This is a genomic window from Faecalibacterium sp. Marseille-Q3530, assembly GCF_017377625.1.
Classification (GTDB): Bacteria; Bacillota; Clostridia; order Oscillospirales; family Ruminococcaceae; genus Faecalibacterium; species Faecalibacterium prausnitzii_E.
Map to the genome: position 1 here is coordinate 1 of NZ_JAFREH010000012.1, position 25,384 is coordinate 25,384.

The 25,384-nt window shown below is 60.6% G+C and carries 22 protein-coding genes; 16 read left to right on the forward strand and 6 right to left on the reverse strand.

The window, feature by feature from the left end:
• The 4 genes from J3350_RS10205 to J3350_RS10220 form a co-directional block, all read left to right on the forward strand.
• Positions 1 to 687 (forward strand): beta-methylgalactoside transporter (locus J3350_RS10205; RefSeq protein WP_207686537.1); only part of this gene is annotated, 687 nt, incomplete at its 5' end.
• 94 nt (positions 688 to 781) lie between these two features.
• Positions 782 to 1,090, forward strand: a complete 309-nt coding sequence (locus J3350_RS10210) for a hypothetical protein (protein WP_097791444.1) — start codon at positions 782 to 784, stop codon at positions 1,088 to 1,090.
• A gap of 138 nt (positions 1,091 to 1,228) precedes the next feature.
• Positions 1,229 to 1,699 (forward strand): DUF4430 domain-containing protein, encoded by a 471-nt coding sequence (locus J3350_RS10215; RefSeq protein WP_207686538.1) that lies wholly within the window; start codon positions 1,229 to 1,231, stop codon positions 1,697 to 1,699.
• A 7-nt stretch (positions 1,700 to 1,706) separates the two neighbouring features.
• Positions 1,707 to 2,207, forward strand: a complete 501-nt coding sequence (locus J3350_RS10220) for a hypothetical protein (RefSeq protein WP_207686539.1) — start codon at positions 1,707 to 1,709, stop codon at positions 2,205 to 2,207.
• A 239-nt stretch (positions 2,208 to 2,446) separates the two neighbouring features.
• On the opposite strand, the gene eno is transcribed toward J3350_RS10220, so the two are convergent.
• The gene (gene eno / locus J3350_RS10225) at positions 2,447 to 3,745 is read right to left on the reverse strand and encodes a phosphopyruvate hydratase (RefSeq protein WP_097791441.1); all 1,299 of its coding nucleotides are present in this window, start codon (positions 3,743 to 3,745) and stop codon (positions 2,447 to 2,449) included.
• 475 nt (positions 3,746 to 4,220) lie between these two features.
• Between eno and J3350_RS10230 the strand changes: the two genes are divergently transcribed.
• The 5 genes from J3350_RS10230 (at position 4,221) to J3350_RS10250 (ending at position 9,029) form a co-directional block, all read left to right on the forward strand.
• On the forward strand, positions 4,221 to 5,444 hold the full coding sequence (locus J3350_RS10230; protein ID WP_118553373.1) for an ABC transporter substrate-binding protein: 1,224 nt from the start codon (positions 4,221 to 4,223) through the stop codon (positions 5,442 to 5,444).
• A 118-nt stretch (positions 5,445 to 5,562) separates the two neighbouring features.
• Complete coding sequence (locus J3350_RS10235) at positions 5,563 to 6,441, forward strand: branched-chain amino acid ABC transporter permease (protein ID WP_097791439.1); 879 nt, start codon at positions 5,563 to 5,565, stop codon at positions 6,439 to 6,441.
• Between the two features lie 13 nt (positions 6,442 to 6,454).
• On the forward strand, positions 6,455 to 7,480 hold the full coding sequence (locus J3350_RS10240) for a branched-chain amino acid ABC transporter permease (RefSeq protein WP_207686540.1): 1,026 nt from the start codon (positions 6,455 to 6,457) through the stop codon (positions 7,478 to 7,480).
• The gene (locus J3350_RS10245; RefSeq protein ID WP_207686541.1) at positions 7,473 to 8,312 is read left to right on the forward strand and encodes an ABC transporter ATP-binding protein; all 840 of its coding nucleotides are present in this window, start codon (positions 7,473 to 7,475) and stop codon (positions 8,310 to 8,312) included. The genes J3350_RS10240 and J3350_RS10245 overlap by 8 nt, the downstream gene beginning before the upstream one ends.
• A gap of 3 nt (positions 8,313 to 8,315) precedes the next feature.
• Positions 8,316 to 9,029 (forward strand): ABC transporter ATP-binding protein, encoded by a 714-nt coding sequence (locus tag J3350_RS10250; RefSeq protein WP_097791436.1) that lies wholly within the window; start codon positions 8,316 to 8,318, stop codon positions 9,027 to 9,029.
• Positions 9,030 to 9,095: 66 nt separating this feature from the next.
• Here the strand turns inward: J3350_RS10250 and J3350_RS10255 are convergent, their stop codons facing one another.
• From J3350_RS10255 to J3350_RS10270, 4 genes are all read right to left on the reverse strand, one after another.
• Positions 9,096 to 10,229 carry an MBL fold metallo-hydrolase gene (locus J3350_RS10255; RefSeq protein WP_207686542.1) on the reverse strand — a complete coding sequence of 378 codons (1,134 nt, stop codon included), beginning with the start codon at positions 10,227 to 10,229 and terminating at the stop codon, positions 9,096 to 9,098.
• Positions 10,202 to 12,265, reverse strand: a complete 2,064-nt coding sequence (locus J3350_RS10260; protein ID WP_118553367.1) for a YgiQ family radical SAM protein — start codon at positions 12,263 to 12,265, stop codon at positions 10,202 to 10,204. The genes J3350_RS10255 and J3350_RS10260 overlap by 28 nt, the downstream gene beginning before the upstream one ends.
• A gap of 93 nt (positions 12,266 to 12,358) precedes the next feature.
• Positions 12,359 to 15,283, reverse strand: a complete 2,925-nt coding sequence (locus J3350_RS10265) for a DNA translocase FtsK (protein WP_207686543.1) — start codon at positions 15,281 to 15,283, stop codon at positions 12,359 to 12,361.
• An 87-nt stretch (positions 15,284 to 15,370) separates the two neighbouring features.
• Entirely contained in the window at positions 15,371 to 16,057 is a 687-nt protein-coding gene (locus J3350_RS10270) for a ClpP family protease (RefSeq protein ID WP_097791430.1), read from the reverse strand.
• A 246-nt stretch (positions 16,058 to 16,303) separates the two neighbouring features.
• Here J3350_RS10270 and J3350_RS10275 point away from each other — a divergent pair, with 246 nt between their 5' ends.
• From J3350_RS10275 to J3350_RS10295, 5 genes are all read left to right on the forward strand, one after another.
• Positions 16,304 to 16,945: a redox-sensing transcriptional repressor Rex gene (locus J3350_RS10275; protein ID WP_097791429.1), complete on the forward strand. Its 642-nt coding sequence runs from the start codon at positions 16,304 to 16,306 to the stop codon at positions 16,943 to 16,945.
• Between the two features lie 198 nt (positions 16,946 to 17,143).
• Positions 17,144 to 17,749, forward strand: a complete 606-nt coding sequence (locus J3350_RS10280) for a thymidine kinase (protein WP_097791428.1) — start codon at positions 17,144 to 17,146, stop codon at positions 17,747 to 17,749.
• A 569-nt stretch (positions 17,750 to 18,318) separates the two neighbouring features.
• Entirely contained in the window at positions 18,319 to 19,695 is a 1,377-nt protein-coding gene (locus J3350_RS10285) for an ABC transporter substrate-binding protein (protein WP_207686544.1), read from the forward strand.
• A 167-nt stretch (positions 19,696 to 19,862) separates the two neighbouring features.
• A complete protein-coding gene (locus tag J3350_RS10290) occupies positions 19,863 to 20,789 on the forward strand; it encodes a carbohydrate ABC transporter permease (protein ID WP_097791425.1) in 927 nt (308 codons plus the stop codon).
• Positions 20,790 to 20,800: 11 nt separating this feature from the next.
• A complete protein-coding gene (locus J3350_RS10295) occupies positions 20,801 to 21,658 on the forward strand; it encodes a carbohydrate ABC transporter permease (RefSeq protein WP_097791424.1) in 858 nt (285 codons plus the stop codon).
• A 101-nt stretch (positions 21,659 to 21,759) separates the two neighbouring features.
• Here J3350_RS10295 and J3350_RS10300 read toward each other — a convergent pair whose 3' ends face one another.
• Positions 21,760 to 22,575 carry an AraC family transcriptional regulator gene (locus J3350_RS10300; RefSeq protein WP_242700250.1) on the reverse strand — a complete coding sequence of 272 codons (816 nt, stop codon included), beginning with the start codon at positions 22,573 to 22,575 and terminating at the stop codon, positions 21,760 to 21,762.
• Between the two features lie 92 nt (positions 22,576 to 22,667).
• Between J3350_RS10300 and J3350_RS10305 the strand changes: the two genes are divergently transcribed.
• Positions 22,668 to 24,224, forward strand: coding sequence for a glycoside hydrolase family 28 protein (locus tag J3350_RS10305; protein ID WP_207686546.1), 1,557 nt, complete (start codon positions 22,668 to 22,670; stop codon positions 24,222 to 24,224).
• Positions 24,225 to 24,227: 3 nt separating this feature from the next.
• Complete coding sequence (locus tag J3350_RS10310) at positions 24,228 to 25,370, forward strand: glycoside hydrolase family 105 protein (RefSeq protein WP_207686547.1); 1,143 nt, start codon at positions 24,228 to 24,230, stop codon at positions 25,368 to 25,370.
• The last annotated feature ends 14 nt before the right edge of the window (positions 25,371 to 25,384 follow it).

Below are 25,384 nucleotides of genomic sequence, written 5' to 3' on the forward strand. Positions count from 1 at the left end.
ACCCTGCCCACCCCGGTGGTCTTCATCCTGGTCATCGCCATCTGCGCCATCGTGGGTCTGTGCAACGGTCTGGTCGTCAGCTATCTGAAGGTCCAGCCCTTCATCGCTACCCTGGGTATGCAGCAGGTCGTCTACGGCATCTGCCTGGTCTACACCGGCGGCACCCCCATCGGCTCCCTGAACAAGAACTTCACCTCTCTGGCCTCCAACAGCATCATCGGCATCCCGGTCCTGATCTGGATCGCCCTGATCGTGGCTGCCTGCTTCTGGTTCCTGTACAACAAGACCCGCCACGGCAAGTACATGTATGCCATCGGCGGCAACGAGGCTGCGGCTGAGGTCGCCGGCGTCAACGTCAACGCCACCAAGATCCGCATCTACATCCTGGCTTCCTGCATGTTCGGTCTGGCAGGCTGCCTGTTGGCTGCAAAGTCCGGCGGCGCATCCGTCAACACCGCACAGGGCTATGAGCTGGACGCCATCGCAGCTTCTACCATCGGCGGCGTTTCCACCACCGGCGGTGTCGGCACCGTGCCTGGCATCCTGGTCGGCGTTCTGGTCTTTGAGCTGATGAAGGTCGCTCTGCAGTTCATGAACGTCAACTCCTCCTACACCTACATCGTGCAGGGCCTTGTCATCATCGTGGCTGTCGCCATTGATATCCGCAAGTACCTCGCCAAGAAGTAATTTCCCCCGAAAAGAGAGCGCCTGCTGGGCCGTCCACTCGTTGCAGTGGACGGCCCGCTTTGTTATAATAGAAGAAAAACCAAGGAGAACGACCATGGCAGAATGGAATGAAAAAGAAGCCGAACTCGCCCGCCGCGAAGCACTGCTGGCCGAGCGCGAGGCCCAGCTGGAAAAAGAACAGGCCGAACTGGAAGCGCGCAAGGCGCAGGGCGAAGTGGGGAAGAAGAGCCTGCTGAACAACAACGACCCCAACTTCGTGAACCCCAAGGAAAAGCTCTACGACAAGTTCCCGCTGAGCGTCCACCAGATGGACATCATCATCGGGGTGCTGTTTGCCCTCATCGTTCTGTTTCTGGTGCTGGGTATGACGCACACCAGCTTTTTCGGCCTGTTTGGCGGCTGAAAACGTGGAGCGGGAGCAGCCGCTCTTTGGGAGACTGCGTAGCCCGGCCGAGCCGCACTTGCAATTTCCCCCGGCGGATGGTATCATAAGCACTGCATGTTCTGTGCATATAAACTAGAACCAAGGAGCAATCTTTTGATGAAGATCATGAATCGTATCCTCTCTGTTGTCGCGGCTGCTGCACTGGCCGCCGGTCTGCTGGCAGGCTGCGGCGCTTCCTCTGCCGCAGGCAGCACGGCTTCTTCCGCTGCGTCCAGCGTGGCGGCATCTTCGGAGGCCGCTTCCTCGGAGACTGCATCGGCAGAGGCTTCGGAAGCCAAGGTCAAGGCCCAGTTCACGGTGACCGGGGCCGACGGCGAGAGCCAGACCTTCGACCTGGAAGTGACCGACGGTGAGAAGCTGAGCGATGCGCTGGCCGAGGCCGGCATCATCAGCGCAGACGAGGCCGCTGCAGGCTTTGTCACCACCGTCAACGGCGAGACCGCCGACTGGGACAAGGACAGCGCCTGGTGGTGCCTGACCGATGCTTCCGGTGAGATGACCACCGTGGGCGTGGCGGACATCGAGCTGCACGACGGCGATCGCTATGCCTTTACTTACACGAAATAAGGAACCCATGCACACCAGAGTGCTGCGGCTGGTCCTCAGCGGGCTGATGGGCGCACTTCTGGTGGTGAGCAAACAGGCTATGAGCGGCCTCCCGAACATCGAGCCGGTGACGCTCCTCATCATCCTGTTCGCGCTGGAACTGCCCCGCGAGACGCCGGGGGCCATCACGGTGTTTCTGGTATTGCAGGGGGTGCTGTATGGCTTCGGCCTGTGGTGGGCGATGTATCTGTACGTCTGGTATCTGCTGGCCTTTCTGGCCTGGCTGCTGCGCCGGATGGACCATGCCCTCGGCTGGGCTGTGTTCAGCGGGCTGTACGGCCTGTGCTTCGGCGGGCTGTGCGCAGCGGTGTATCTTGTAGCCAAGACGCCTGCCTTTGCGCTGAGCTGGTGGCTGAGCGGCCTTTCCTACGACGCGATGCACGGCGTGGGCAACTTTGCCCTCATGCTGCTGCTCTACCGGCCTCTGCGCACGGCGCTGCGCACCGCCAAAAAACAGATCTATGGATGAAAAAAGACGTGCTGCACAGCGTGTGCGGCACGTCTTTTTCGTTATCCTAAGATCTTTTCCAGCAGCCAGAGCAGAATGCGGGGCAGACCGGCCTGCTCCAGAAACCAGAGCAGGATCGAGGACGAAAGGGAAAAGGTGGAAAGCATGAGCGGTTCTCCTTCCTTCAGATCTGAGAGCGCATTGCAACAGGCACTCCAGTAAAAATACGAAGGAGAAAGGGCCGCGATTGCTGGAAAATTTTAGCGCTTCACGTTGAACGCTTCCATGCCGGGATAGACGGCGCTGGCACCCAGGTGCTCCTCGATGCGGAGCAGCTGGTTGTACTTGGCCACGCGCTCGGTGCGGCTGGGCGCACCGGTCTTGATCTGGCAGGTGTTCAGGGCCACGGCCAGGTCGGCGATGGTGGTGTCCTCGGTTTCACCAGAGCGGTGCGAGCTGATGGCGGTGTAACCGGCCTTGTGGGCCATCTTGATGGCCTCCAGCGTCTCGGAGACCGAACCGATCTGGTTCAGCTTGATCAGGATGGCGTTTCCGGCACCCAGCTGGATGCCCTTGGCCAGGCGCTCGGTGTTGGTGACGAACAGATCGTCGCCCACCAGCTGGACCTTGCCGCCCAGCTCGCGGGTCATCTCCTGCCAGCCCTCCCAGTCCTCTTCGTCCAGCCCGTCCTCGATGGAAATGATGGGGTACTTCTCCACCAGACTCTTCCAGTGGGCGATCAGCTCGCTGGAGGTGTACTCGGTGCCCGCCTTGGGCAGCTTGTAGAAGCCCTTGCCCTTGGGGCTCTTCCACTCGGAGGAAGCGGCATCCATGGCCAGCATGAAGTCCTTGCCGGGCTGATAACCGGCTTTCTCGATGGCAGCCAGAATGGTCTCGATGGTCTCCTCGTCACTGGACAGGTTGGGCGCAAACCCGCCCTCGTCGCCGACGGAGGTGGCCAGACCTTTGGCCTTCAGGATGGAAGCCAGAGCGTGGAAGACCTCGGCGCACCAGCGCAGCGCCTCTTTGAAGGAGGGGGCACCTACGGGCATGATCATGAACTCCTGGGTATCCACGGTGTTGGTGGCGTGTGCGCCGCCGTTCAGGATGTTCATCATCGGGACGGGCAGGCGGTTGCCGTTCACGCCGCCCAGAAAACGGTACAGCGGCATCTCCAGCGAAGCGGCGGCTGCGCGGCAGGCGGCGATGGACACGGCCAGAATGGCGTTTGCGCCCAGGTTAGATTTGTCCTTGGTGCCGTCGGCTTTGCGCATGGCGGCATCGACTGCATAGATGTCGGAGGCATCCAGCCCCACGACAGCATCGGCGATGACGGTGTTGATGTTCTCAACGGCTTTGGTCACGCCCTTGCCCAGATAACGGCTCTTGTCGCCGTCGCGCAGCTCCAGAGCCTCGAACTCGCCGGTGGATGCGCCGGAGGGGGCGCAGCCGCGGGCGACGGTGCCGTCGGCGAGCGTGATCTCAGCTTCGACGGTGGGGTTCCCGCGGGAGTCTAAGATCTCGCGGCCGACAACGGATTCGATTTCCAGATAATTCATAAGAAAGACCTCCCGGTAATGATTTGAAATAGTGGATAGTCGATACTAACTAACTGCCTTTATCCTACCACGTCCTGTGCCTGGTTGCAAGAGGGGATTGCGATGTTTGCGGCTGTAAACATCATCAGTCTGCCCGGAGGCGGGGGCGGATATGCCGGGAGGTGGGAAGACGGCCGCCGAACCTGCCCGGAACCGACCGGACGGCAGCCGTGTAACCTTTTTGACATTCATGAAAACCGTTCATTTCAGAGTGAAACAAGGTGAACAATTTGAAAAAACAGCCAAAAGTGATATGGAAATTTTGTGTAGTTTAACATGATTTGACGGAAAAGGCCCGGAAAAGTATGGACGGTTTGTGAATTGCGAACGGCCCCGAAGGGGGCTATAATGAAACTACCAAGAGCAGAGCCGCTTTGAGGGAAAGGGCTCTGCTTTCTGCATTTTGCAAATACTTCCAAACAGGAGGATAACGATTATGAAAAAGATGATCACGCGTCGTAACTTTCTGGCTGCTGCCGGTGTCGTGGCTGCTGCCGGTGTCCTGACCGCCTGCGGCGGTTCTTCTTCCAGCACGGCTGCTTCCGGTTCTGCGGCTGGTTCCGCAGCCGGTTCCGCTGCTTCCGGTGAGACCATCAAGGTGGGCGTCATGGGCCCCCTGAGTGGCAACGTTTCCGTTTACGGCCAGGCCGTTGTCAACGGTGCGAGCCTGTACCTGAAGCAGGTCAACGCCGATGGCGGCATCAACGGCAAGCAGATCGAGATCCTGACCGAGGATGAGCAGGGCGACGCCACCCAGGCCGTCAACTGCTTCACCAAGATGGTGGACGAAGGCATCACGGCACTGGTCGGCGATGTCACCACCACCCCCACGCTGGCCGTGGCTGCTGAGAGCGCCGACTACAACATGCCCATGGTCACTGCTTCTGCGACCGCAGAGGCCGTTACCTACGATGCCGAGACCGACACCGTGAACGCCAACGTCTTCCGTGCCACCTTCACCGACCCGTTCCAGGGCATCAAGATGGCAGATTACGCTTACAAGAAGCTGGGCTACACCAAGGCTGCTGTCATCTTTAAGAAGGGCGCAGACTACAACGAGGGCCTGGCTGAGAACTTCGTCAACGAGTTCGAGAGCCTGGGCGGAACCATCGTCGATCAGGAGAGCTACTCCGACGGCGACGTGGACTTCAAGACCCAGCTGACCAGCATCCTGGGCAAGGCACCGGAGACGGTCTTCTGCCCCAACTACTATGAGGAAGTGGGCCAGATCCTGTCGCAGGCTGAGAGCATCGGCCTGACCGTTCCGTTCCTGGGCGGCGACGGCTGGGACGGCCTGGAGGGCTATGCGACCGCTGACCAGCTGAAGGACAGCTACTTCTGCGCCAACTACGCAAAGGGCGCTTCTCCGGAGTTCGAGGAGGCCTACAAGGCAGAATACGGCGAGGAGTACCCCAACGGCTTCGCACCTCTGGGCTACGACGCTGCCAAGACCGTGGTCTACGGCCTGCAGGCTGCGGAGGACGCCGGTCTGGAAGCAGGCAGCGACGAGTACAAGCAGGCTGTCATTGACGCCATCGCTTCCGGCAGCATCGACGGCATCACCGGCACCTTCACCTTCGACGAGCACCACAACCCCGTCAAGGAGACTGCGATCCTGACCTATGTGGATGGCAAGCCCGAACTGAAGGAAATGTTCTAACCCCTCGCATCAGAACTACTTGCGGAGACCGCCGAAACGGGTTGTCTCCGCTTTTTTGGTAAACAAGTGTCTCCCAAAAGGCGTGGCAAAACGCCGCAAAGAAAGGAAGTATCCATCCATGACAGTGTTTTTTAGTCAGCTGATCAACGGTCTTTCCCTGGGCAGCATCTATGCACTGATCGCACTGGGCTACAGCATGGTGTACGGCATCATCCTGCTGCTGAACTTTGCCCACGGCGATGTCATTATGGTGGGCGCGTACATGTCCTGGTTCGTGATGAACCAGCTGGGCCTTGGCCCGGTGACGGCTGTTTGCGCCACCGTCATTACCTGCACCCTGCTGGGCGTGGTGATCGAAAAGGTCGCCTACACCCCGCTGCGCAGTGCGCCCCGCATCTCGCTGCTGATCACGGCCATCGGCGTGTCCTTCTTCCTGGAGTATACGGCGGAGCTGCTGATGGGCTCCGGTGCAAAGGTCATCCCGTCCTACTTTGAAGCCAGGACCTTCTACTTCGGCAAAGTGCCGGTGGGCCTGACCTCCGTGATCACGCTGGTGGTCACTGTGCTGTCCATGCTCGTGCTGACCTTCCTGGTCCAGAAGACCAAACTCGGCAAGGCCATGCGCGCCGTCTCCGAGGATATGGATGCGGCCCGCCTGATGGGCATCAACGTCAACAGCACCATCTCCTTCACCTTTGCGGTGGGTTCTGCGCTGGCCGGTATCGGCGCAGTGCTGTACTGCTGCTCCTACCCGCAGGCAACGCCCACCATGGGTTCCATGCTGGGCCTGAAAGCCTTCGTTGCCGCAGTTCTGGGCGGCATCGGTTCCATTCCGGGCGCGATGATCGGCGGCATCGCCATCGGCCTGTGCGAGTGCTTCGTTTCCGCCATCGGCCTTTCCGCCTGGAAGGACGCCGTTACGTTTGCGATCCTGATCATCGTGCTGCTGTTCAAGCCCACCGGCTTCCTTGGCCGCAAGGTGCAGGAAAAGGTGTAAGGAGGGCATGAAGATGAATACCAAACGCAAAACGCTCAAAATGCCCGTGCGCTACCTGATGAATACGGTGCTGGTGGCGCTGCTGTTCCTGGGGCTTTCCTACCTGACCGGGAATCTGCTTTCCACCTATCAGAACAAGGTGCTGATGACCGTGGGCATCAACATCATCCTGGCCGTGTCTTTGAACGTGGCCACCGGTTACCTGGGCCAGCTGCCGCTGGGCCATGCCGGTTTCATGGCCGTGGGTGCTTACACCTGCGCGCTGTTCACCAAGTACAGCCCCCTGCCCAGCGGCATCTCCTTTGCCATTGGTCTGGTGCTGGCCTGCATCATGGCGGGCCTGTTCGGTGTGCTGATCGGCATCCCCGCTCTGCGCCTGACCGGTGACTATCTGGCCATCCTGACGCTGGGCTTCGGCGAGATCATCCGCATCACGCTGAACAACATCGACGATGTGCTGGGGTACAGCCTGTTCTACGGCTCCAAGGGCCTGAAGAACATCCCCAAGTATTCCCATTTCAGCAATGTGTTCCTGTGTGTGGTCATCACCTGCTTCCTGATCCACACCATGATGAAGAGCCGCCACGGCCGCGCCGTCCTCGCCATCCGCGACAACGAGATCGCGGCCGAGAGCTGCGGCATCCAGACCACCTACTATAAGGTCATGGCCTTTGCCTTCTCTGCGGCCTTCGCCGGTCTGGCCGGTGGTCTGTACGCCTGCTACATCGGTGTTCTGAACCCCTCGATCTTCGGTTTCATGAAGTCCATCGAGATCCTGGTCATGGTCGTTCTGGGCGGCATGGGCTCCATGCTGGGTTCCATCCTCTCGGCAACGGTGCTGACCATCCTGCCCGAAGCGACCCGCAGCTTCGACAGCTACCGCATGGTCATCTACTCGCTGGTGCTGATCCTGATGATGATCTTCCGCCCCGGCGGACTGCTGGGCAGCTACGACTTCTCCGTGAGCCGCATCGTGGAGAAGGTCCTGAACGGGGAACTGTTCCGCAAGAAGAACAAGGAGGGTGCAGACCATGAGTGAGTTCAAGACGAGACTGAACAGCGTCCCCTCCGGCGGTTTCCTGACCGACCGCGACAAGGACAAAAAGCCCATCCTCGACGTGCGCGAGCTGGGCATCGACTTCGGCGGTCTGACCGCAGTGGACGGCTTCAACCTGATGATCGGCCGCAACGAGATCACCGGCCTCATCGGCCCCAACGGTGCCGGTAAGACCACCGTTTTCAACCTGCTGACCAACGTGTACCAGCCCACCCGCGGCTCCATCCTGATCGACGGGATGCCCACGGCAGGCAAGAAGACCTATCAGGTCAACCGGATGGGTGTGGCCCGCACCTTCCAGAACATCCGCCTGTTCAAGGAACTGTCGGTCATCGACAACATCAAGGTCGGTCTGCATGAGTCCATGAAGTACAACCTGGCCTCCTCCCTGATCCGTCTGCCCAACTACTGGAAGGAAGAAAAGAAGTGCACCGAGCGGGCACTGGAGCTGCTGGATATCTTCCACATGGCCGACCTGGCCAACACCCCGGCGGGCAGCCTGCCCTATGGTGCACAGCGCCGGTTGGAGATCATGCGCGCCCTGGCTACCAGCCCGAAGCTGCTGCTTCTGGACGAGCCTGCTGCCGGCATGAACCCCTCCGAGACCGCTGAACTGACCGAGACCATCCGCCGCATCCGCGACGAATTCAACATTGCCGTGCTGCTGATCGAGCACGACATGAGCCTGGTCATGGGCATCTGCGAGGGCATCGCGGTGCTGAACTTTGGCCGCATCATCGCCAAGGGCACCCCGGATGAGATCCGCAACAACCCGCAGGTCGTTGAGGCCTATCTGGGCAAGAAGGAGGGCTGACCGATGGCAGATTCTATGCTGAAAGTGGAGAACATCAACGTCTATTACGGCAACATCCACGCCGTCAAGGACGTTTCGTTTGAGGTCCACGAAGGGGAGATCGTGACCCTGATCGGTGCCAACGGTGCCGGTAAGTCCACCACCCTGAAGACCATTTCCGGCCTGCTCCACCCGAAGACGGGCGATGTCCTGTACAAGGGCAAGAGCATCAAGGGCGTCCGTGCCCACAAGATCGTGGAGGCCGGTCTGGCCCATGTGCCGGAGGGACGCCACGTCTTCCTGCACATGACCGTGGAGGAAAATCTGGAAATGGGCGGCTACACCCAGCCTGCCTCCACCATCGGCCCCAACAAGGAAAAGGTCTTTGAACTGTTCCCCCGCCTGAAGGAGCGCCGCAAACAGCTGGCGGGCACCATGTCCGGCGGTGAGCAGCAGATGCTGGCCATGGGCCGTGCGCTGATGAGCAACGCCTCCATGCTGATGCTGGATGAACCGTCCATGGGCCTGTCGCCTCTGCTGGTGCAGGAGATCTTCGACATCATCCGGAACATCCACGAGGAGGGAATGACCATCCTGCTGGTCGAGCAGAACGCGCAGATGGCGCTTTCCGTGGCCGACCGGGCCTATGTTCTGGAGACCGGCCGCGTTGTCATGGATGGCACCGGTGCCGAGCTGCTGACCAACGAGCGTGTCCGCAGCGCCTATCTGGGCGGCTGAGACACGGTATTATAGAGCAAGCAAAAAAGGACTGTCGCGTTCGCGACAGTCCTTTTTTGATGTGTCTCACTTGATGCAGGTGGAACAGGGGGTATAGCCTGCTGCAATGGCCTCGTCGTAGCTGGAGAAGAGGATCTGGTTCTTCTCTGCCGGGAGGTTCGGGCAGGTGGGCAGATGGAACTTTTTGGAGTTCACGTTGCCGATGTAGGTCTGCTGTTCCGTGCTGGATGCCGCCGGGGCGGTGGGGTTCAACTCGGCGTCGGTGGCGTTCTTGTCGGTGCGGATGGTGTAGTTCTGGCCATCCGACCCGATGACAACTGTGCCCAGCAGGTCGGTGCGGTAGACGTCCACGCCTGCATCCCGCAGGATGCTCAGGGTCTCCTCATGCGGGTGGCCGTATTTGTTGTTCACACCGCAGGAGATGACGCCCATTTCGGGCAGGACGGCATTCAGGAAGAGGTAGCTCGTCGAGGTGCTGGAACCGTGGTGGCCCACCTGCAAAACATCGGCCTTCAGGTTGGCCCCGCTGTTCACCAGGTCGCGCTCTGCATCCGATTCCATGTCGCCGGTCAAGAGGAAGCTGGTGGCACCATAATCTACCCGCAGGACGAGCGAGGTGTCATTCGTCTCACTGTATTGTGCCACCGGACCCAGCATCGTCACCGTTGCACCGCCCAGCTGCCAGACGGTGCCCACGGCGGGCACCTCGACCTGCAGGCCCTGCTGCTGGGTGTACTTCACAAAATCCTGAAAGCACTTGGTGGAGGCCTCCGTCACCGGGCTGTACACATGGTTCGCCGGGAAGAAGGCCAGCGCAGCGGCCAGCCCGCCCACATGGTCTTCATGCGCGTGGGAGCAGAAGACGTATTGCAGCTCTTCCACGCCCTGCTTCTGCAAATAGCTGACCACCATGCTGCCGTCGTCCACGTTGCCGCCGTCGTACAGCATGTACTGGCCATCGCACTCCACCAGGACGCTGAGCGCCTGCCCCACGTCGAGAAAGTGCATCCGGAAGCTGTCGGCGGTCTGCACCCCGCTGGATGCCGGGTTCGGGATCACATCGGCGCTGCCGTCCGGAAGGACGGATGCCCCGTCACAGGCCGCAAGGCCCAGGGCCAGCGCAGCGGCCAACGCCAGTGCGGCCAGCCGCCGGAAAGGCTTTCGCCAGAAACTTACTTTTTCCGATTTGTATTTTTCCACGTCGTATTCTCTTTCTGTTGATCGTTTTTCGGCTTATGGCCGGGGGCAGAGCGAGGCGCGAACCGTGCGCCGGGACTGGGCTGACGTCCGCCCGCACTGCGGTTCGCCGGGGCGGCATGGCCCTGCGGACGGCCCTTGCCCTTGCCGTTGGGGCGGACGGTGTAGGTGCCGTCGTTGTGGATGGTCACCTCGGCGGCCTCGGCTCTGCGGGCCGAGCGCTGGACGGCGCGGCGGCCCTCGGCGGGCACCAGCAGCGGGATGAGGTCCTCGCGGTGGGTCATTTTGAGCGCCTTGATGACCTTTTCGGCGTTGCGCGGCTCGTAATACTGGAGCAGTGCGCGCTGCAGCGCCTTGCCCTCGGCGGTCTTCTCCACGAATACCGGCTTGAGGGTGTAGGGGTCCAGACCGGTATAGAACATGCAGGTGCTCACGGTGCCGGGCGTGGGGTAGAAGTCCTGCACCTGCTCCGGGCGCATGTGGTTTTTGTAAAGATACTCGGCCAGATAGACCGCGTCGCTCAGGGTGCTGCCCGGATGGCTGGACATCAGGTAGGGCACAAGGTACTGCTTTTTGCCCGCCTTTTTGCTCAGCTCGTAGAACTTATCCTTGAACTTGTTGAAGGTCTGGATGGGTGGCTTGCCCATGTAGGCGAGGGTATTGGGGGCGCAGTGCTCCGGGGCAACTTTCAGCTGGCCGGAGACGTGGTATTCCACCAGCTCCTTGAAGAAGGTATCGTCCGGGTCTGCCATCAGATAGTCGAACCGGATGCCGCTGCGGATGAATACCTTCTTGACGCCCGGCAGCTCCCGGACGCGACGCAGGATCTTCAGATAGTCGCTGTGGTCCACGATCATGTGGGAGCAGGTCGTGGGGGCCAGGCAGTGCTTGCCGCCATTGCACATGCCCCGCAGCATCTGTTCGCGGCAGGACGGGAAGCGGAAGTTTGCCGTGGGGCCGCCGATGTCGTGGATGTAGCCCTTGAAATCCGGCTCATGGGTCATCCGCTCGGCCTCGGCCACGATGCTGTCGGCACTGCGGCTGGTCACGCGGCGGCCCTGATGCAGCTGGATGGCGCAGAAGTTGCAGCCGCCGAAGCAGCCGCGGTTCTGGATGATGGAGAACTGCACCTCCCGGATGGCGGGCACACCGCCCATGGCCTCGTAGATGGGGTGATACCGGCGGGTGTAGGGCAGGGCATAGACCCGGTCCAGCTCCCAGCGCACCAGCGGCTTTGCCGGGATGTTCTGGACGAGGTACTTCTCGCTCTGCTTCTGGACGATGATCTGGCCGCTGACGACATCCTGATTGTCCATCTGGATACGGCAGGCCTTGGCGTAGGCGGTCTTATCGGACGCCACCTTTTTGAAGCCCGCGCACTCCACATATTTTTCGGGCAGGTGGTCGAAGTCGGTCAGGTAGCAGGTGCCGTCCACATCGGTGATGGAGCTTACCGGTTCACCGGCCGCCAGCCGCCTGGCAATGGCGACGGTCTGGTGTTCGCCCATGCCGAAGCTGATGATGTCCGCGCCGGAGTCCTCCGCGATGCTGGGCAGGACGGTGTCCAGCCAGTAATCGTAGTGGGCGAACCGCCGCAGCGAGGCCTCCAGACCACCCAGGATCACGGGCAGGTCGGGGTAGGCCTGCTTGGCCAGCCTGGTATACACGGTGGCGCTGCGGTCCGGCCGGGCACCGCCCTTTCCGCCGGGGGAGTATTCGTCCTCGGCGCGGGGAATCTTGGCGACGGAGTAGTGGCTGACCATGCTGTCCACATTGCCGCCGCCGATGAAGAAGCCGTACTTCGGCTTCCCGAACCGCTTGAAGTCCTCGCAGTCGGTATAGCGGGGCTGTGCCAGTACGCCCACCTTGTAGCCCTCGGCTTCCAGCAGGCGGCTGATGATGGCAGTGCCAAAGCTGGGGTGGTCCACATAGGCGTCGCCGCCCACGACCACAAAGTCCAGCTGCTCCCATCCCCGCGCCTCCATGTCCGCGCGGCTGATGGGGAGAAATTCGGTGTAGATCTGGGAAGAGTTTTCCATAATGCTCCTTTTATTTTATCGTTCGTTCCGTCTCGCCTCTGGATCGCCGGTTTCCCGCTCCGGGGAGAACGGACACGTCAGTGTCTGCGCGGATCATTCATCCGGCTGGTTCATCTGCATTTCCAGCCACTGCTGGCGGCTGATGAGGACAGCGCGGGGCTTGGCGCCCTCGTAGGGGCCGATGATGCCTTTCTGTTCCATCTCGTCCATGATGCGGGCAGCGCGGGCATAGCCCAGCTTGCACCGGCGCTGGAGCAGGCTGGTGGATGCCTGACCGGCATCAATGACCACCTCGACGGCCTGCTTGAGCATCGGGTCACTGCCGGTCTCCTCGTCGGCATCGGCAGAGGATGCACCTTTTTTGCCGTCCAGGATGGCGTGTTTTTCCATGGCTTCGATCATGGCCTCGTCGTACTGGACCGTCGCGCTCTGCTTGATGAAGTCCAGCACACGGCTGATCTCCTCATCCCGCACGAAGGTGCCCTGGATGCGGATGGGCTTGGGGGCACCGACCGGCATGAAGAGCATATCGCCCATGCCCAGCAGCTTTTCGGCACCGGCACCATCCAGGATGGTGCGGCTGTCCACCTGGCTGGAGACCGCGAACGCGATGCGGCTGGGGATGTTGGCCTTGATCAGGCCGGTGATGACGTCCACGCTGGGGCGCTGGGTCGCGACGATGAGGTGCATGCCGGCCGCACGAGCCTTCTGGGCGATGCGGCAGATGGAGTCCTCGACGTCCTTGCCCACGACCATCATCAGGTCGGCCAGCTCATCGATGATGATGGCGATGTATGGCATCTTTTCCAGCATGGGGTCGGTGGCGGCCAGCTTGTTGAAGGACTTGATGTCGCGGACGTTGTTCTCCGCAAACAGGTGATACCGGCGCTCCATCTCCTGCACGGCGCTGCTCAGAGCGCCCGCCGCCTTTTTCGGCTCGGTGATGACCGGCATCAGCAGGTGAGGGATGCCGTTGTACTCGGCCAGCTCGACCACCTTGGGGTCGATGAGGATGAGCTTGACGTCCTCCGGGCTGGACCGGAACAGCAGGCTCATGATGATGCTGTTGACGCAGACGGATTTGCCGCTGCCGGTGCTGCCTGCAATGAGCAGATGGGGCATCTTGCACAGGTCGGCCACCTGGGCCACACCGGCGATGTCCTTGCCCAGCGCGATGCCGAGGGGCGAGGTCATCCGCAGGAAGGCCTGGCTTTCGAAGACACTGCGGATATAGACCGGTGTTTTTTTGTGGTTGGGCACCTCGATGCCCACGGCGGGCTTGCCGGGGATGGGGGCCTCCATGCGGACGTCAGCGACGGCCAGGTTCAGTGCGATGTCGTCTGCCAGCGAGGTGATGCGGCTGATCTTGACGCCCGCCATGGGCTGGACTTCATACCGCGTGACCGACGGGCCGCGGGAGATGTCCAGCACACGGGTGCGGACGCCAAAACTTTCCAGCGTGTCCACGAGCTTCTGCGCGTTGGCCTTCAGCTCGTCCTGTGCGTTGGGGTCACTCTCCTCCGGGGCCTTTTCGAACAGGTCGATGCCGGGGTACTGGTACTGATAGCTCTCCTCAGCCTCCGGCTCCTCGGCCGGGGCGGTGGCTGCCTGCTGCTCGCCGACGGCGGGCTTTTCCATGGCAGCGGCTACCAGCGTGTTGATGTCTTTTTCCTCCACCGGCTCGCTGGTGATGCTGATCCAGCCGTCCTCGTCCGGGGCAGAGCGCATGGCCATCACGTTGTCGGCCATGACCCGCACCGGCACTGAGGGCTCGTCGGTGGTGGGCAGGGTCGGTGTCTGGAAGGCTCCGCTGCCGTCGAACGCAGGAGCTTCGGCGGGGTCTTCGTCCACCGGCTGGGCCGGGATGCCCGGCGTTACCACCGGGGCCGGTGCTTCGGGGGCCGCCGGGGCCTCCGGTTTTGCAAAGAAGTCTTCGGCTGCTGTCTCGATGGCATCGGGCACCACCGGCTTCACGATGGGCCGGGGCGCGGGCTTGTGGAGCGGGTCCTGCCCGAAGGTGCCGCCGGGCCCGACGATGAAGGGCTCGATGGGCTCACTGCCGCCCTCGACCACGGGGGTGCTGTCCGGCCCAAGGTCGATGTCAAACGAGGCGCGGGGATGGGGCGTGCCCACCTGCACCGGCGTAAAGGCCGGGGCCTCCTGCGGCTCTGCCGGGGCAGGCGCGGGGGAGGGGGCAGGTTCTTCGTAGCCGAGGGAGTCGTCCACCGGTTCGGGCACGGCTTCGCCCTCCAGCTCTTTGGTCACCTTGTGGCCCCAGCTGAAAATGCCGGACAGCCAGCCCGGCGCTGCAAAGCCGCCTTCCTCATCCTCTTCGCTGCAAAGGTCCGGCTCGTCTCCGGCTTCCAGCGCGGCCGCTTCCTCCTCGGCCTGGCGGGCAGCCTGCCGCTCGGCGCGGCGGGCTGCATTCTGCTCGTAGACGGCCACGCCCTTTTCGTGGGCGCTGCCGCCCAGTTCACATATCCACTGCCACAGTTCGGCGGGGGTGATATCAAAAATGTACAGGCTGGCACAGAGCGCCAGCACCACCATCACGAGATTTGCCGCCGGACGCCCGCAGAGCAGCAGCAGATTGCCGCCCAGCAGGGCACCGATGGCACCGCCGCCCAGCCAGGCATGGACGCCGTTCTGATAGCACTCCGCTACCATGCGGGCCGCCGGGATGTCGGCGGGGATCTCGGAAAAGACGATGACGGTGCCGCTGGCAAACACCAGCCCCAGCATCAGCTTGAACATCTGGCCGATGAGGTCTTCGCCCCGTGTGTAGAGGATGGCCAGATAGCAGATCGCTGCGCCCAGCACGAAGCTGCCGCAGCCGAACAGGCCGAACAATACCTCGTGCAGGGCCTTCCAGACCGAGCTGCCCTCCACAAAGGCCAGCACGATGAGCAGCAGGCCCGCAAACAGGGTGCCCAGCCCTGCGGGCATCCGCTCCTGTGCCCGGCTCTTTCTCCGCGCAGGTGCGCGTCTTGCGGTCGTTTTTCGTTTTTTCTTTGCCATCTTTCGTTGCAACCCTGTCTCTTTCTCCCATAGTATTCGATTCTTTCATTTTATCACGACCTATGGAAAATAGCAACGAAAACCCGCTCAGCGTTCGATCTCCCGATACAGCCACGCCAGCGCATCCGAGATGCCGCCCAGCTCGTCGATGAGCTTTTCGCGCACGGCCCGGCGGCCGTCCAGCATGGTGCCCACATCCATGACCAGCTCGCCGGTGCGGAGCATCAGCTCGGTGTAGCGCTTTTCCGAGATGCCGCTGTGCGCCGCCACGAAGCCGGTGATCCGCTCCTGCATCTGTTCGAACCACCGCATCGTCTGGGGCACACCCAGGATCATCCCGGAGTGCCGCACCGGGTGGACAGTCATGGTGGCTGTGGGCACGATGAAGCTCCGCCGGGCGCTGACGGCCAGCGGGATGCCGATGGAGTGCCCGCCGCCCAGCACCACGGCGGCGCTGGGCTTGGAGATGCTGGCGATCAGCTCCGCCAGCGCCAGCCCGGCTTCCACATCGCCGCCCACGGTGTTCAGGATGACCAGCAGGCCCTCCACCGCCGGGTCCTCCTGCACGGCCACCAGCTGCGGGATGACATGCTCGTACTTGGTGGTCTTCTGCCCCTGAGGCGCTTCCACATGGCCCTCGATCTGCCCCACCACGGTCAGGCAGTGGATGGCGTGGGGGCCTTTGGTGCGGTAGACGCTGCCCAGATCCTCGATCTGCTCTTTTTCCAGCCGCTGCTCTTCCACCGGGGTGTTTTTTTCGTTCTGCTCTGCCATAAGCCCCTCCTGCTCTGTTTTTTTCAGGGTTCCCGGCGGGTCAAATGATTATGCGGCGGTTAAGATTTCTTAACTTTTGAAAAAATTGCTCCATTTTATTTGACATTCTCCATATCCGCTGTATACTTTAGATAATGAATAAGATTGACAAAGATGTATCATTATTGTGCAAAACTCTTTGAATCTGCCGGAGCGCCACGGTAGGCGCAGAGGACCGGCATCGGATGGATGAAAGGAGAACCACCTATGAACACCCCTGGTAAAGCATCTCTGCCGGTGATCAAACGCCTGCCCAAGTACTACCGCTTTCTGCGGACCTTGAAGAACGACGGCATCACCAGCATCTCTTCCCGCGAACTGGCCGCCCAGATGGGCACCACGGCCTCTCAGGTCCGGCAGGACTTCAACTGCATCGGCGATGTGAACGGCCGTCAGGGCATCGGCTACTCGGTCGAAAACCTGCTCTCCATCCTGGAGAATCTGCTGTTCGGCAACGGCGACCGCCTGCCCACCATCCTCATCGGCTGCGGCCGTCTGGGCAAGGCCGTCAGCCGGTTCATCACCACCGATACCAACGGCTATAAGCTCATTGCCGCCTTCGACAACTCGCCGGACGAAGTGGGCAGGGAGATTAACGGCATCCAGATCCTCCACATCGACCAGCTGGAGAGCTTCTGCGCCGAGCACAAGCCCGAAGTGGCGGTTCTCTGTGTGCCCCGCAGCGGTGCCGAAGAGCTGAGCGGCCGTCTGGTCAGCCTGGGCATCAAAGGCTTCTGGAACTTCTCCCACTACGACCTGTCCGTCCCGTATCCGGAAGTCGTGGTCGAGAACGTCCACCTGGGCGACAGCCTGATGAGCTTGGGCTACCGCCTGCGCAATCAGGACTGATGTTCCGGTTTCGTCGTTGACTATATAATATAATATGATAAAGCAACCCTCCCATCACAGCGAAGCCCGCTCGCTTCCCATCGTTTGGGCTTTGCTCATTCCGTAGAAAGCTGACCGGCGTGCCAATGGCTCTCCCTTTGGGAGAGCTGGCATCGCGCAGCGATGGCTGAGAGGGTTGCTTTTTATGAGGAGACCTTCATGGCAAAGCTATATTTCCGTTACGGCGCAATGAACAGCGGCAAGAGCACGGCCCTGATGCAGGTGGCGCACAACTACGAGGAGCAGGGGATGCAGGTGCTCATCCTGAAGCCGCAGGTGGACACCAAGGGCGGCGGTGAACTGGTCAGCCGCCTGGGGGTGCGGCGCAAGGCCGACCTGCTCATCCCGCCGGAGGCGGACGTCTTTGAGGCCGTCCGCGCCGCCAGCCAGACCCAGAAGCTGGCCTGCGTCCTCTGCGACGAGAGCCAGTTCTTCACCCCGGCACAGGCTGAGCAGCTGTTCATGGTCACGGTAGACCTGAATATCCCGGTCATCTGCTACGGTCTGCGGTCGGACTTCTCGCTCAAGGGGTTCCCCGGCTCCACCCGCCTGCTGGAGCTGGCTCACACCATCGAGGAGATGAAGACCATCTGCACCTGCGGCCGCAAGGCCACCTGCAACTGCCGCAAAGTCAACGGTGAGTTCGTCTTTGAGGGCGAACAGGTCGCCATCGACCTGGAAAACGACGTGCAGTACGTCAGCATGTGCCCCCAATGCTACTTCCGCGAGCGCCGCGCCTTCTACGCCCGCCGGGCCGCGAAATAAAAAAGCGGAGCGTTTCCCGGAAGAAGCATTGCGCTGCGTTCATTTTGCAGCCGTGTTCCCCAAAAAAACAGAAAAATTTTTTCAGCGCTGCCTCGCCGGGCGGCGCTTTTTTCTGCCCGGAACAGACCGTTTCCGACAGAGTGATATATCAGTTGTATCCAACTTCGCGCGTTTATTGCGCTATTGATATATCAGTTGACAAATCTCTGGAATCGTCGGAATCGTCAACGATTTCACTTATTGCATACAACAAAACCACGCCAATTTCTCGATTGGTTACAAAAATATTGCAATTTTAGGAGGTTTCCCCGACTCCTTGCTCCGATTTCTATGCAATCTGTTGAAGTATACATGTTGCACAGTTTTTTCGCTCAAGTTTATTCATTTCGGCAAGGACGTCAAAACCGCGCCAAACACGAACGCAATATTTGTTCGTTTTTTGCGCGCTTCTCTTCAATTTACATCTTTCTTTTTGTGGTATCTTTTGTTATCATAATTGTATACAACGAGCCTTTTGCAGATAAGGCCGCTGAGCACATGTTTTCTATATATTAGGAGGAGAACGAACAATGAGCAAGGCAATTTCTCGTCGCGATTTCCTGAAGGTCACCGGTGCTGTGGGCGCAGCTGGCCTGCTGGCTGCCTGTGGCGGCAGCTCCAACTCCACCGCAGCTTCCACCGCTTCTTCCGCAGCAGAAGCAGCTTCCGTGGCTGGCCTGAGCAGTGATCCTGTCACCCTGACCATGAGCTGGTGGGGCGGCGAGTCTCGTCACAACGCTTACCAGGAGGCCCTGAAGGCTTTCTCCGCAGCAAACAGCAACATCACCGTCAACCCCACCTTCGCTGCATGGTCCGGCTGGGAGGACACCATGTCCACCAAGTTTGCCGGCGGCGTGGCTGAGGACGTCTGCCAGATCAACTGGAACTGGCTGTACAACTACTCTGCAAACGGCCAGACCTTCATCGACCTGAACAGCGTCACCGATTATCTGGACCTGTCTCAGTGGGATGACGCCAAGCTGGCAGCCTGCAACGTTGCCAATGCACAGCAGTGCGTACCTGTCGCTATGACCGGCCGTATCTTCTACTGGAACATGACCACCTTTAATAAGGCTGGCATCACCGAGGTTCCCAAGACTCTGGACGACCTGATGAACGCAGGCAAGGCATTCCAGGAGAAGCTGGGCGATGACTACTATCCTCTGCACCTGGGCGCATACGACCGTATGATCCTGATGGTCTTCTACCTTGAGTCCAAGTACGGCAAGGATTGGGCAGACCCCACCACCTCCACCCTGAACTACACCGCTGACGAGATCGCCGAGGGCATCGACTTCATCAAGAGCCTGGTCGATGGCCACGTCATCATGCCGCTGCCCACCTACTACGGTGCAAACGGCGACAACGCTGCACACCAGTCCAACGAGTGGATCACCGGCAAGATGGCTGGTATCTTCGAGTGGGATTCCTCCGCTGTCAAGTTTCAGGATGCTCTGGACGAGGAGAACAAGCCCGGCTTCACCGTCGGCGAGGAGATCAAGTTCGGCGATTACAACGGCGGCTTCTCCAAGGTCTCCATGGGTCTGGCCATCACCAAGACCTGCGAGCATCCCGCTGAGGCTGCTAAGCTGATCAACTTCCTGCTGAACGAGAAGGAAGGCGCTGAGATCATGGGTTCTGAGTGCGGCCTGCCCGCTTCCAAGGCTGGCCTGGAGGCTGCACAGGCTGCTGGCAAGATCAAGGATCTGGTCGCTGAGGCAAACGGCAAGGTCATGGCCTTCGTCGGCTTCCAGCTGGACCCCCTGTTCGAGGCAAACGACCTGAAGGCAACCGGCACCGGTATCTATCAGGAAGTCTTCGACACCGTGGACTACGACAACGCTTCCGGCGCTGATGTCGTTGACACCCTGCTGGACGGCATGTCCGCTGTTGGTTACACTGTCTGATCGCTTCAGACTCTGACCTGAGTTCTTACATACGAGGGGCATCGACCACTCGGCCGATGTCCCTTTTTCTCAGGCACAGGTTACAAATCTCTGACAAGTCTGTTTCCAAAGTGTGACGCGCGGTATGCCATGCGTTGGAAAATCACCCACAAAAGGAGGATTCCCGGATGAAAGAAAGTAATGCGCCCTCTCTGGGGCGTACCCCGGCCCAGAAGTTCTTCGATAAGTGGCAGGGTCTGATCTATCTGATCCCCTGGATCATCGGTTTCGTCGTCTTCAAGGCGATCCCGTTCGGTCAGTCGCTGTACTACAGCTTCACCGATATGAACTTCTTCAACGGCATCCATCAGTACGGCGTGATGAACTACGTCACCGCCTTCTCCGATGCCAAGATCACCAAGGCCCTGATCACTACCTTCAAGTACGCCTTCGTCACCGTGCCCCTGAAGCTGATCTTCGCTCTGTTCATCGCATACATCCTGAACTTCAAGATCGCATGCGTGAACCTGTTCCGTACCGTCTACTACATCCCGTCCATCCTGGGCGGCTCCGTTGCCATCGCCGTTCTGTGGAAGGCTGTCTTCCGCGATGACGGTCTGGTCAACACCATCATCCGCGCCATCACCTTCGGCCACGCACAGGGCCCCTCCTGGCTGAGCGACCCCAACTATGCGCTGTGGATCATCTGCTTCCTGCGCATCTGGCAGTTCGGTTCCGCCATGGTCCTGTTCCTGGCCGCTCTGAAGGGCGTGCCCGCAGACCTGTATGAGGCGGCCACCATCGACGGTGCCGGCAAGTGGAAGCAGTTCTTCTCCATCACCGTTCCGATGATCACCCCCATCATCTTCTACAACCTGGTCACGCAGATCTGCCAGGCATTCCAGGAGTTCAACGGCCCGTTCATCATCACCAACGGCGGCCCGCGCAACTCCACCACTCTGATCTCCATTCTGGTTTACAACTACGCCTTCAAGTCCAACCAGATGGGCATGGCCTCCGCACTGGCATGGATCATGTTCGTGATCGTCTGCATCCTCACGATCATTGCCTTCACCAGCCAGAAGAAGTGGGTCTACTACTCGGATGAAAGGTAAGGTGTGACAGTATGGGAATGAAAGCATCCAACGTCATCGCGACGTTCTTCAAGTACCTTGTCCTGATTTTGGTCGGCCTGATCATGATCTATCCCCTGCTGTGGATGATCAGCGCGACCTTCAAGGACAACAGCGAGATCTTCGCAGGCATCGGCCTGTGGATCAAGAACCCTACTCTGGAGGGCTATAAGAACGCGCTGAACAACTTCGGCGGTTCCATCAACATCCTGCAGGCCATGCTGAACACTTACTCTTATGTTCTGCCCAAGGTCATCTGCACGGTTATCTCCTCCTGCGTTGCCGCTTACGGCTTCGGCCGTTTCGACTTCCCCGGCCGGAAGATCCTGTTCAGTATCATGCTGGCCACCCTGTTCCTGCCCCAGGTCGTTCTGAACGTTCCGCAGTTCCTGCTGTACACCAAGTTCGGCTGGGTCAACAGCCCGTTCTATCTGGCCATCTGGGTCCACTGCGCATTTGCGACTGAGACCTACTTCGTCTATCAGCTGGTGCAGTTCATGCGCAATGTCCCGCGTGACCTGGACGAGGCTGCTGCCATCGACGGCTGCAACTCCTTCCAGACGCTGTACAAGGTCATCGTCCCCATGCTGATGCCCGCTCTGGTGTCCTGCGCTCTGTTCCAGTTCATGTGGAGCTGCAACGACTTCATGGGCCCGCTGCTTTACGTGCAGACCCCTGCAAAATACCCGATGTCCCTGTTCGTCAAGCTGTCCATGGACGGTGATACCGGCTTTGCATGGAACCGCATCCTGGCTCTGTCCCTGATCTCCATCCTGCCGCAGCTGATCGTCTTCTTCTGTGCACAGGATCAGTTCGTCGAAGGTATCTCCGCCGGTGCGGTCAAGGGCTGATCGCTCTTCGCTCTGGCCTGTGAGATCCTGACGCAGCAATCAAAACGACCCCTGTGCACACGGCATAGGGGTCGTTTCTCTTTGCAAGGCTCAGCGCAGGCTCAGCCGCGGCTGCTCTTGCGGTATTGCAATGGGCCGACGCCCATCATCTCCCGGAAGACCCGGCGGAAGTGAGCCGCCGAGGCAAAGCCGGTCTGCTCGGCCACCGCGCTGATGTTCAGGTCGGTGGTCTCCAGCAGATGCTGTGCGGCCTCGATGCGGCGGCCGTTGATGTAGTCCACGATGGACTGCCCTGTCACCCGCCGGAACAGACGGCTGAGGTAGTAGGGCGACAGATAGAACCGCGCCGCCACATCGGTGAGGGAGAATTTCTGCTGATAGTTCGCGGCGAGGTAGGCGCAGATCTGCTCCACGGTCTCGTTCCGGGGGCGGGCGGTCTGCCGCTCGGCTTTGCACTCCTGGTCCACATAATGCAGCAGCAGCGAAAGGTAGATGATGCCGGGGCAGTCCGGTTCCCCGGCGGCGCTCCGCATCAGGTTCAGCAGGGTGCGCAGGCGGCTGGCCCACTGCACCGGGCCGTACAGCAGGATCGGGTCGTCTGGCTCGAACAGCGGGCTGAAATCCCGCTGCATCACGCTCTTCAGCTCGGTCAGCACTGCCGCCGGGAAGCGGCAGCCGATCAGCTCCGGGGCCAGATGCCCCGCCTGCTGAAACACGCCGCCCCCCGGCCCCAGCAGCAGCACGCAGCCGGGGGTGACCAGCAGCGAAGCATCTCCCCGCTGGAACGTGCAGCTGCCGCCGGTCACCACCAGGATGCGGCAGGTCTCCTCGTCCTCCTGCAGGCGGTACTCGCTCTCGGTCATCCGCAGCTGGAGCGCCAGCGTCTTTGCATTCAGTTTATCGCGTTCCGCTCGCATTGGCATCATTGATTCCCCGCTTTTTTCGTTTTCTCCAGTGTATCACGTCCGCCCCGCGCGGGCAAGCCGAAACCCCAAGGAGGTTTTGTTTTATGAAACTGTCACTCATCCGCTCCATGACCCGCAGCGCCGTTTTCGAGCTGGAAAACGGCCTGTGCTTCCGTCCGGCCCACCCTTTCCGGGTGCTGCTGAACGGCGAACCGGTCCGGGAGGCCCAGGACACCAACGTGTTCTCCCTCTTCTCCCTGACCCCGGCCACCGACTACACCGTCACCGTTGAGTCGGAGGGCGAGACCCTGACCGCGAACTTCCGCACCCAGGACGAGAGCTTCTTTGTGGATGCGTCCCGCTACGGTCTGGTGGCTGACGGCGAGACCGACAACACCGGCAAGCTGCAGGCGGCCCTTTCCACCTGCCCCAAGGGCGGCACCGTCTATGTTCCGGCCGGCCGTTACCGCACCTCCAGCCTGTTCCTGAAGAGCTGCACGACCCTGTATCTGGAAAAGGGCGCCGTGCTGCTGGGCGACAACGACCGCACCCATTACCCCATCCTGCCCGGCGTCCTGCCCAGCGAGAACGAGGTGGATGAATACTACCTGACCGGCTGGGAGGGCAACCCCCTGAGCAGCTTTGCGGGCCTGCTGAACATCACCCAGGTGCACGACGTCGTCGTCACCGGCGAGGGCACCCTGGACTGCGACGCCCAGAACGGCGACTGGTGGATCAATCCGAAGGTCAAGCGGATCGCATGGCGTCCCCGTGCGGTCGCCATGGTGGACAGCGACAACGTCTGCCTGCACGGCATCACGGTGCAGAACAGCTATTCCTGGACCATCCACCCCATCTTCGTCAAGCATCTGGATCTGCTGAGCTTCAACATCAACAACCCCTACAATGCCCCCAACACCGACGGCATTGACCCCGAAAGCTGCGCGTATACCCGCATCATCGGCGTGAACATCCATGTCGGCGACGACTGCATCGCCATGAAGGCCAGCAAGGTCTTCCTGGGCATGAAGCTGAAGAAGAGCTGCGAGCACACCGTCATCCGCAACTGCCTGCTGGACAAGGGCCACGGCGGCATCGTCATCGGCAGCGAGATGAGCGGCGGCGTCAAGGACATGGTGGTCACCCAGTGCCTCATGGACCACACCGACCGCGGCCTCCGCGTCAAGACCCGCCGCGGCCGCGGCAACACGGCCGTCATCGACGGGTTGGTCTTCCGCAATGTGGAGATGCGGGGCGTCAAGGCACCCTTCGTCATCAACATGTTTTACTTCTGCGACCCGGATGGCCACGGCCCCTACGTCCAGTGCCGCGACGCGCTGCCGGTGGATGAGTACACCCCCAGACTTGGCACCCTGACCATGGAGAACATCGTGGCCACCGATGCTCAGTTTGCGGGCTGCTACTTCGACGGCCTGCCAGAGCAGCCCATCGAGCGCGTCTCGATGAAGAACGTGAGCATCACCTTTGACCCCAACGCCGAGGCCGGGCAGGCTGCCATGGCCGACAACCGCCCCCATGTCAAAAAGCTGGCCATCTACGCCGAAAACGTCAAGGAGATCGACCTGCACAATGTCAAGATCGAGGGCTACGAGGGCGAACGCCTGCACTTTGCCAACGTCGGTCATTTTGAGGAGGACTGAACCATGACCCATGAAGAGATCCTGTCCATGCTGGGCGACTACGTGGACTACCTGATCGCCAATTCCAGCGCTGAAGCCCCGATGTGGAACATCGAGAAAGTCCGCAGCGGCAAGCCCAACAAGTGGAACTACATCGACGGCTGCATGATCACGGCCTGCCTGAGCCTCTACCACACCACCGGCGATAAGAAGTATCTGGACTTCTCCAAGCAGTTCATCGACTATTTCGTCCAGCCGGACGGCTCCATCCAGACCTACGACCCCAAAGAATACAACCTCGACAACGTGAACCAGGGCAAAAACCTGTTTGTTCTGTACGATCTTTACGGCGAGGAAAAATACCGCAAGGCCATCGACCTCATCCGGAGCCAGCTGGAGACCCAGCCCCGCACCAAAGAGGGCAACTTCTGGCACAAGGACATCTACCCCTGGCAGGTCTGGCTGGACGGCACCTACATGGCCCAGCCTTTCTACATGGAGTACGAGACCCGCTTCAACAAGATGCAGGGCTGCATCGACAGCTACAAGCAGTTCATGAACATCCGCAGGCACATGCGCGACCCGAAGACCGGTCTGTACTACCACGGCTACGATGAGAGCCGCGCGATGTACTGGGCCGACCCGGAGACCGGCTGCAGCCCCAACTTCTGGCTGCGGGCCATGGGCTGGTTCATGGTGGCTATGGTGGATGTGCTGGAGCGGATGGACGAGCAGCTGTACAACGAGTACCGCGGCATCCAGGCCATGCTGAAGCAGACCATCGAGGACGTGCACAAGTTCCAGGATGAAGAGACCGGCATGTTCTGGCAGGTCATGGACCACCCCGGCGTCGCGGGCAACTATCTGGAGACCAGCGGCACGGCCCTGTTCGCCTACGCGGTGCTCAAGGGCGTCCGTCTGGGCCTGCTGCCCAAGCGGATGGCTGCCTGGGCCGAGAAGGCCTTCTACGGCACCTGCGACAAGTACCTGTCCAAGAATCCGGACGGCAGCCTGCAGCTGGATGGCATCTGCCTGGTGGCCGGTCTCGGCGGCAAAGACCACCGCGACGGCTCCCTCGCTTACTATTTCAGTGAGCCTGTCGTCTGCAACGATGCCAAGGGCGTCGGCCCGCTCGTGCTGGCCTACACCGAAATGATCGCTCGCTGAGCACACGAAGCAAA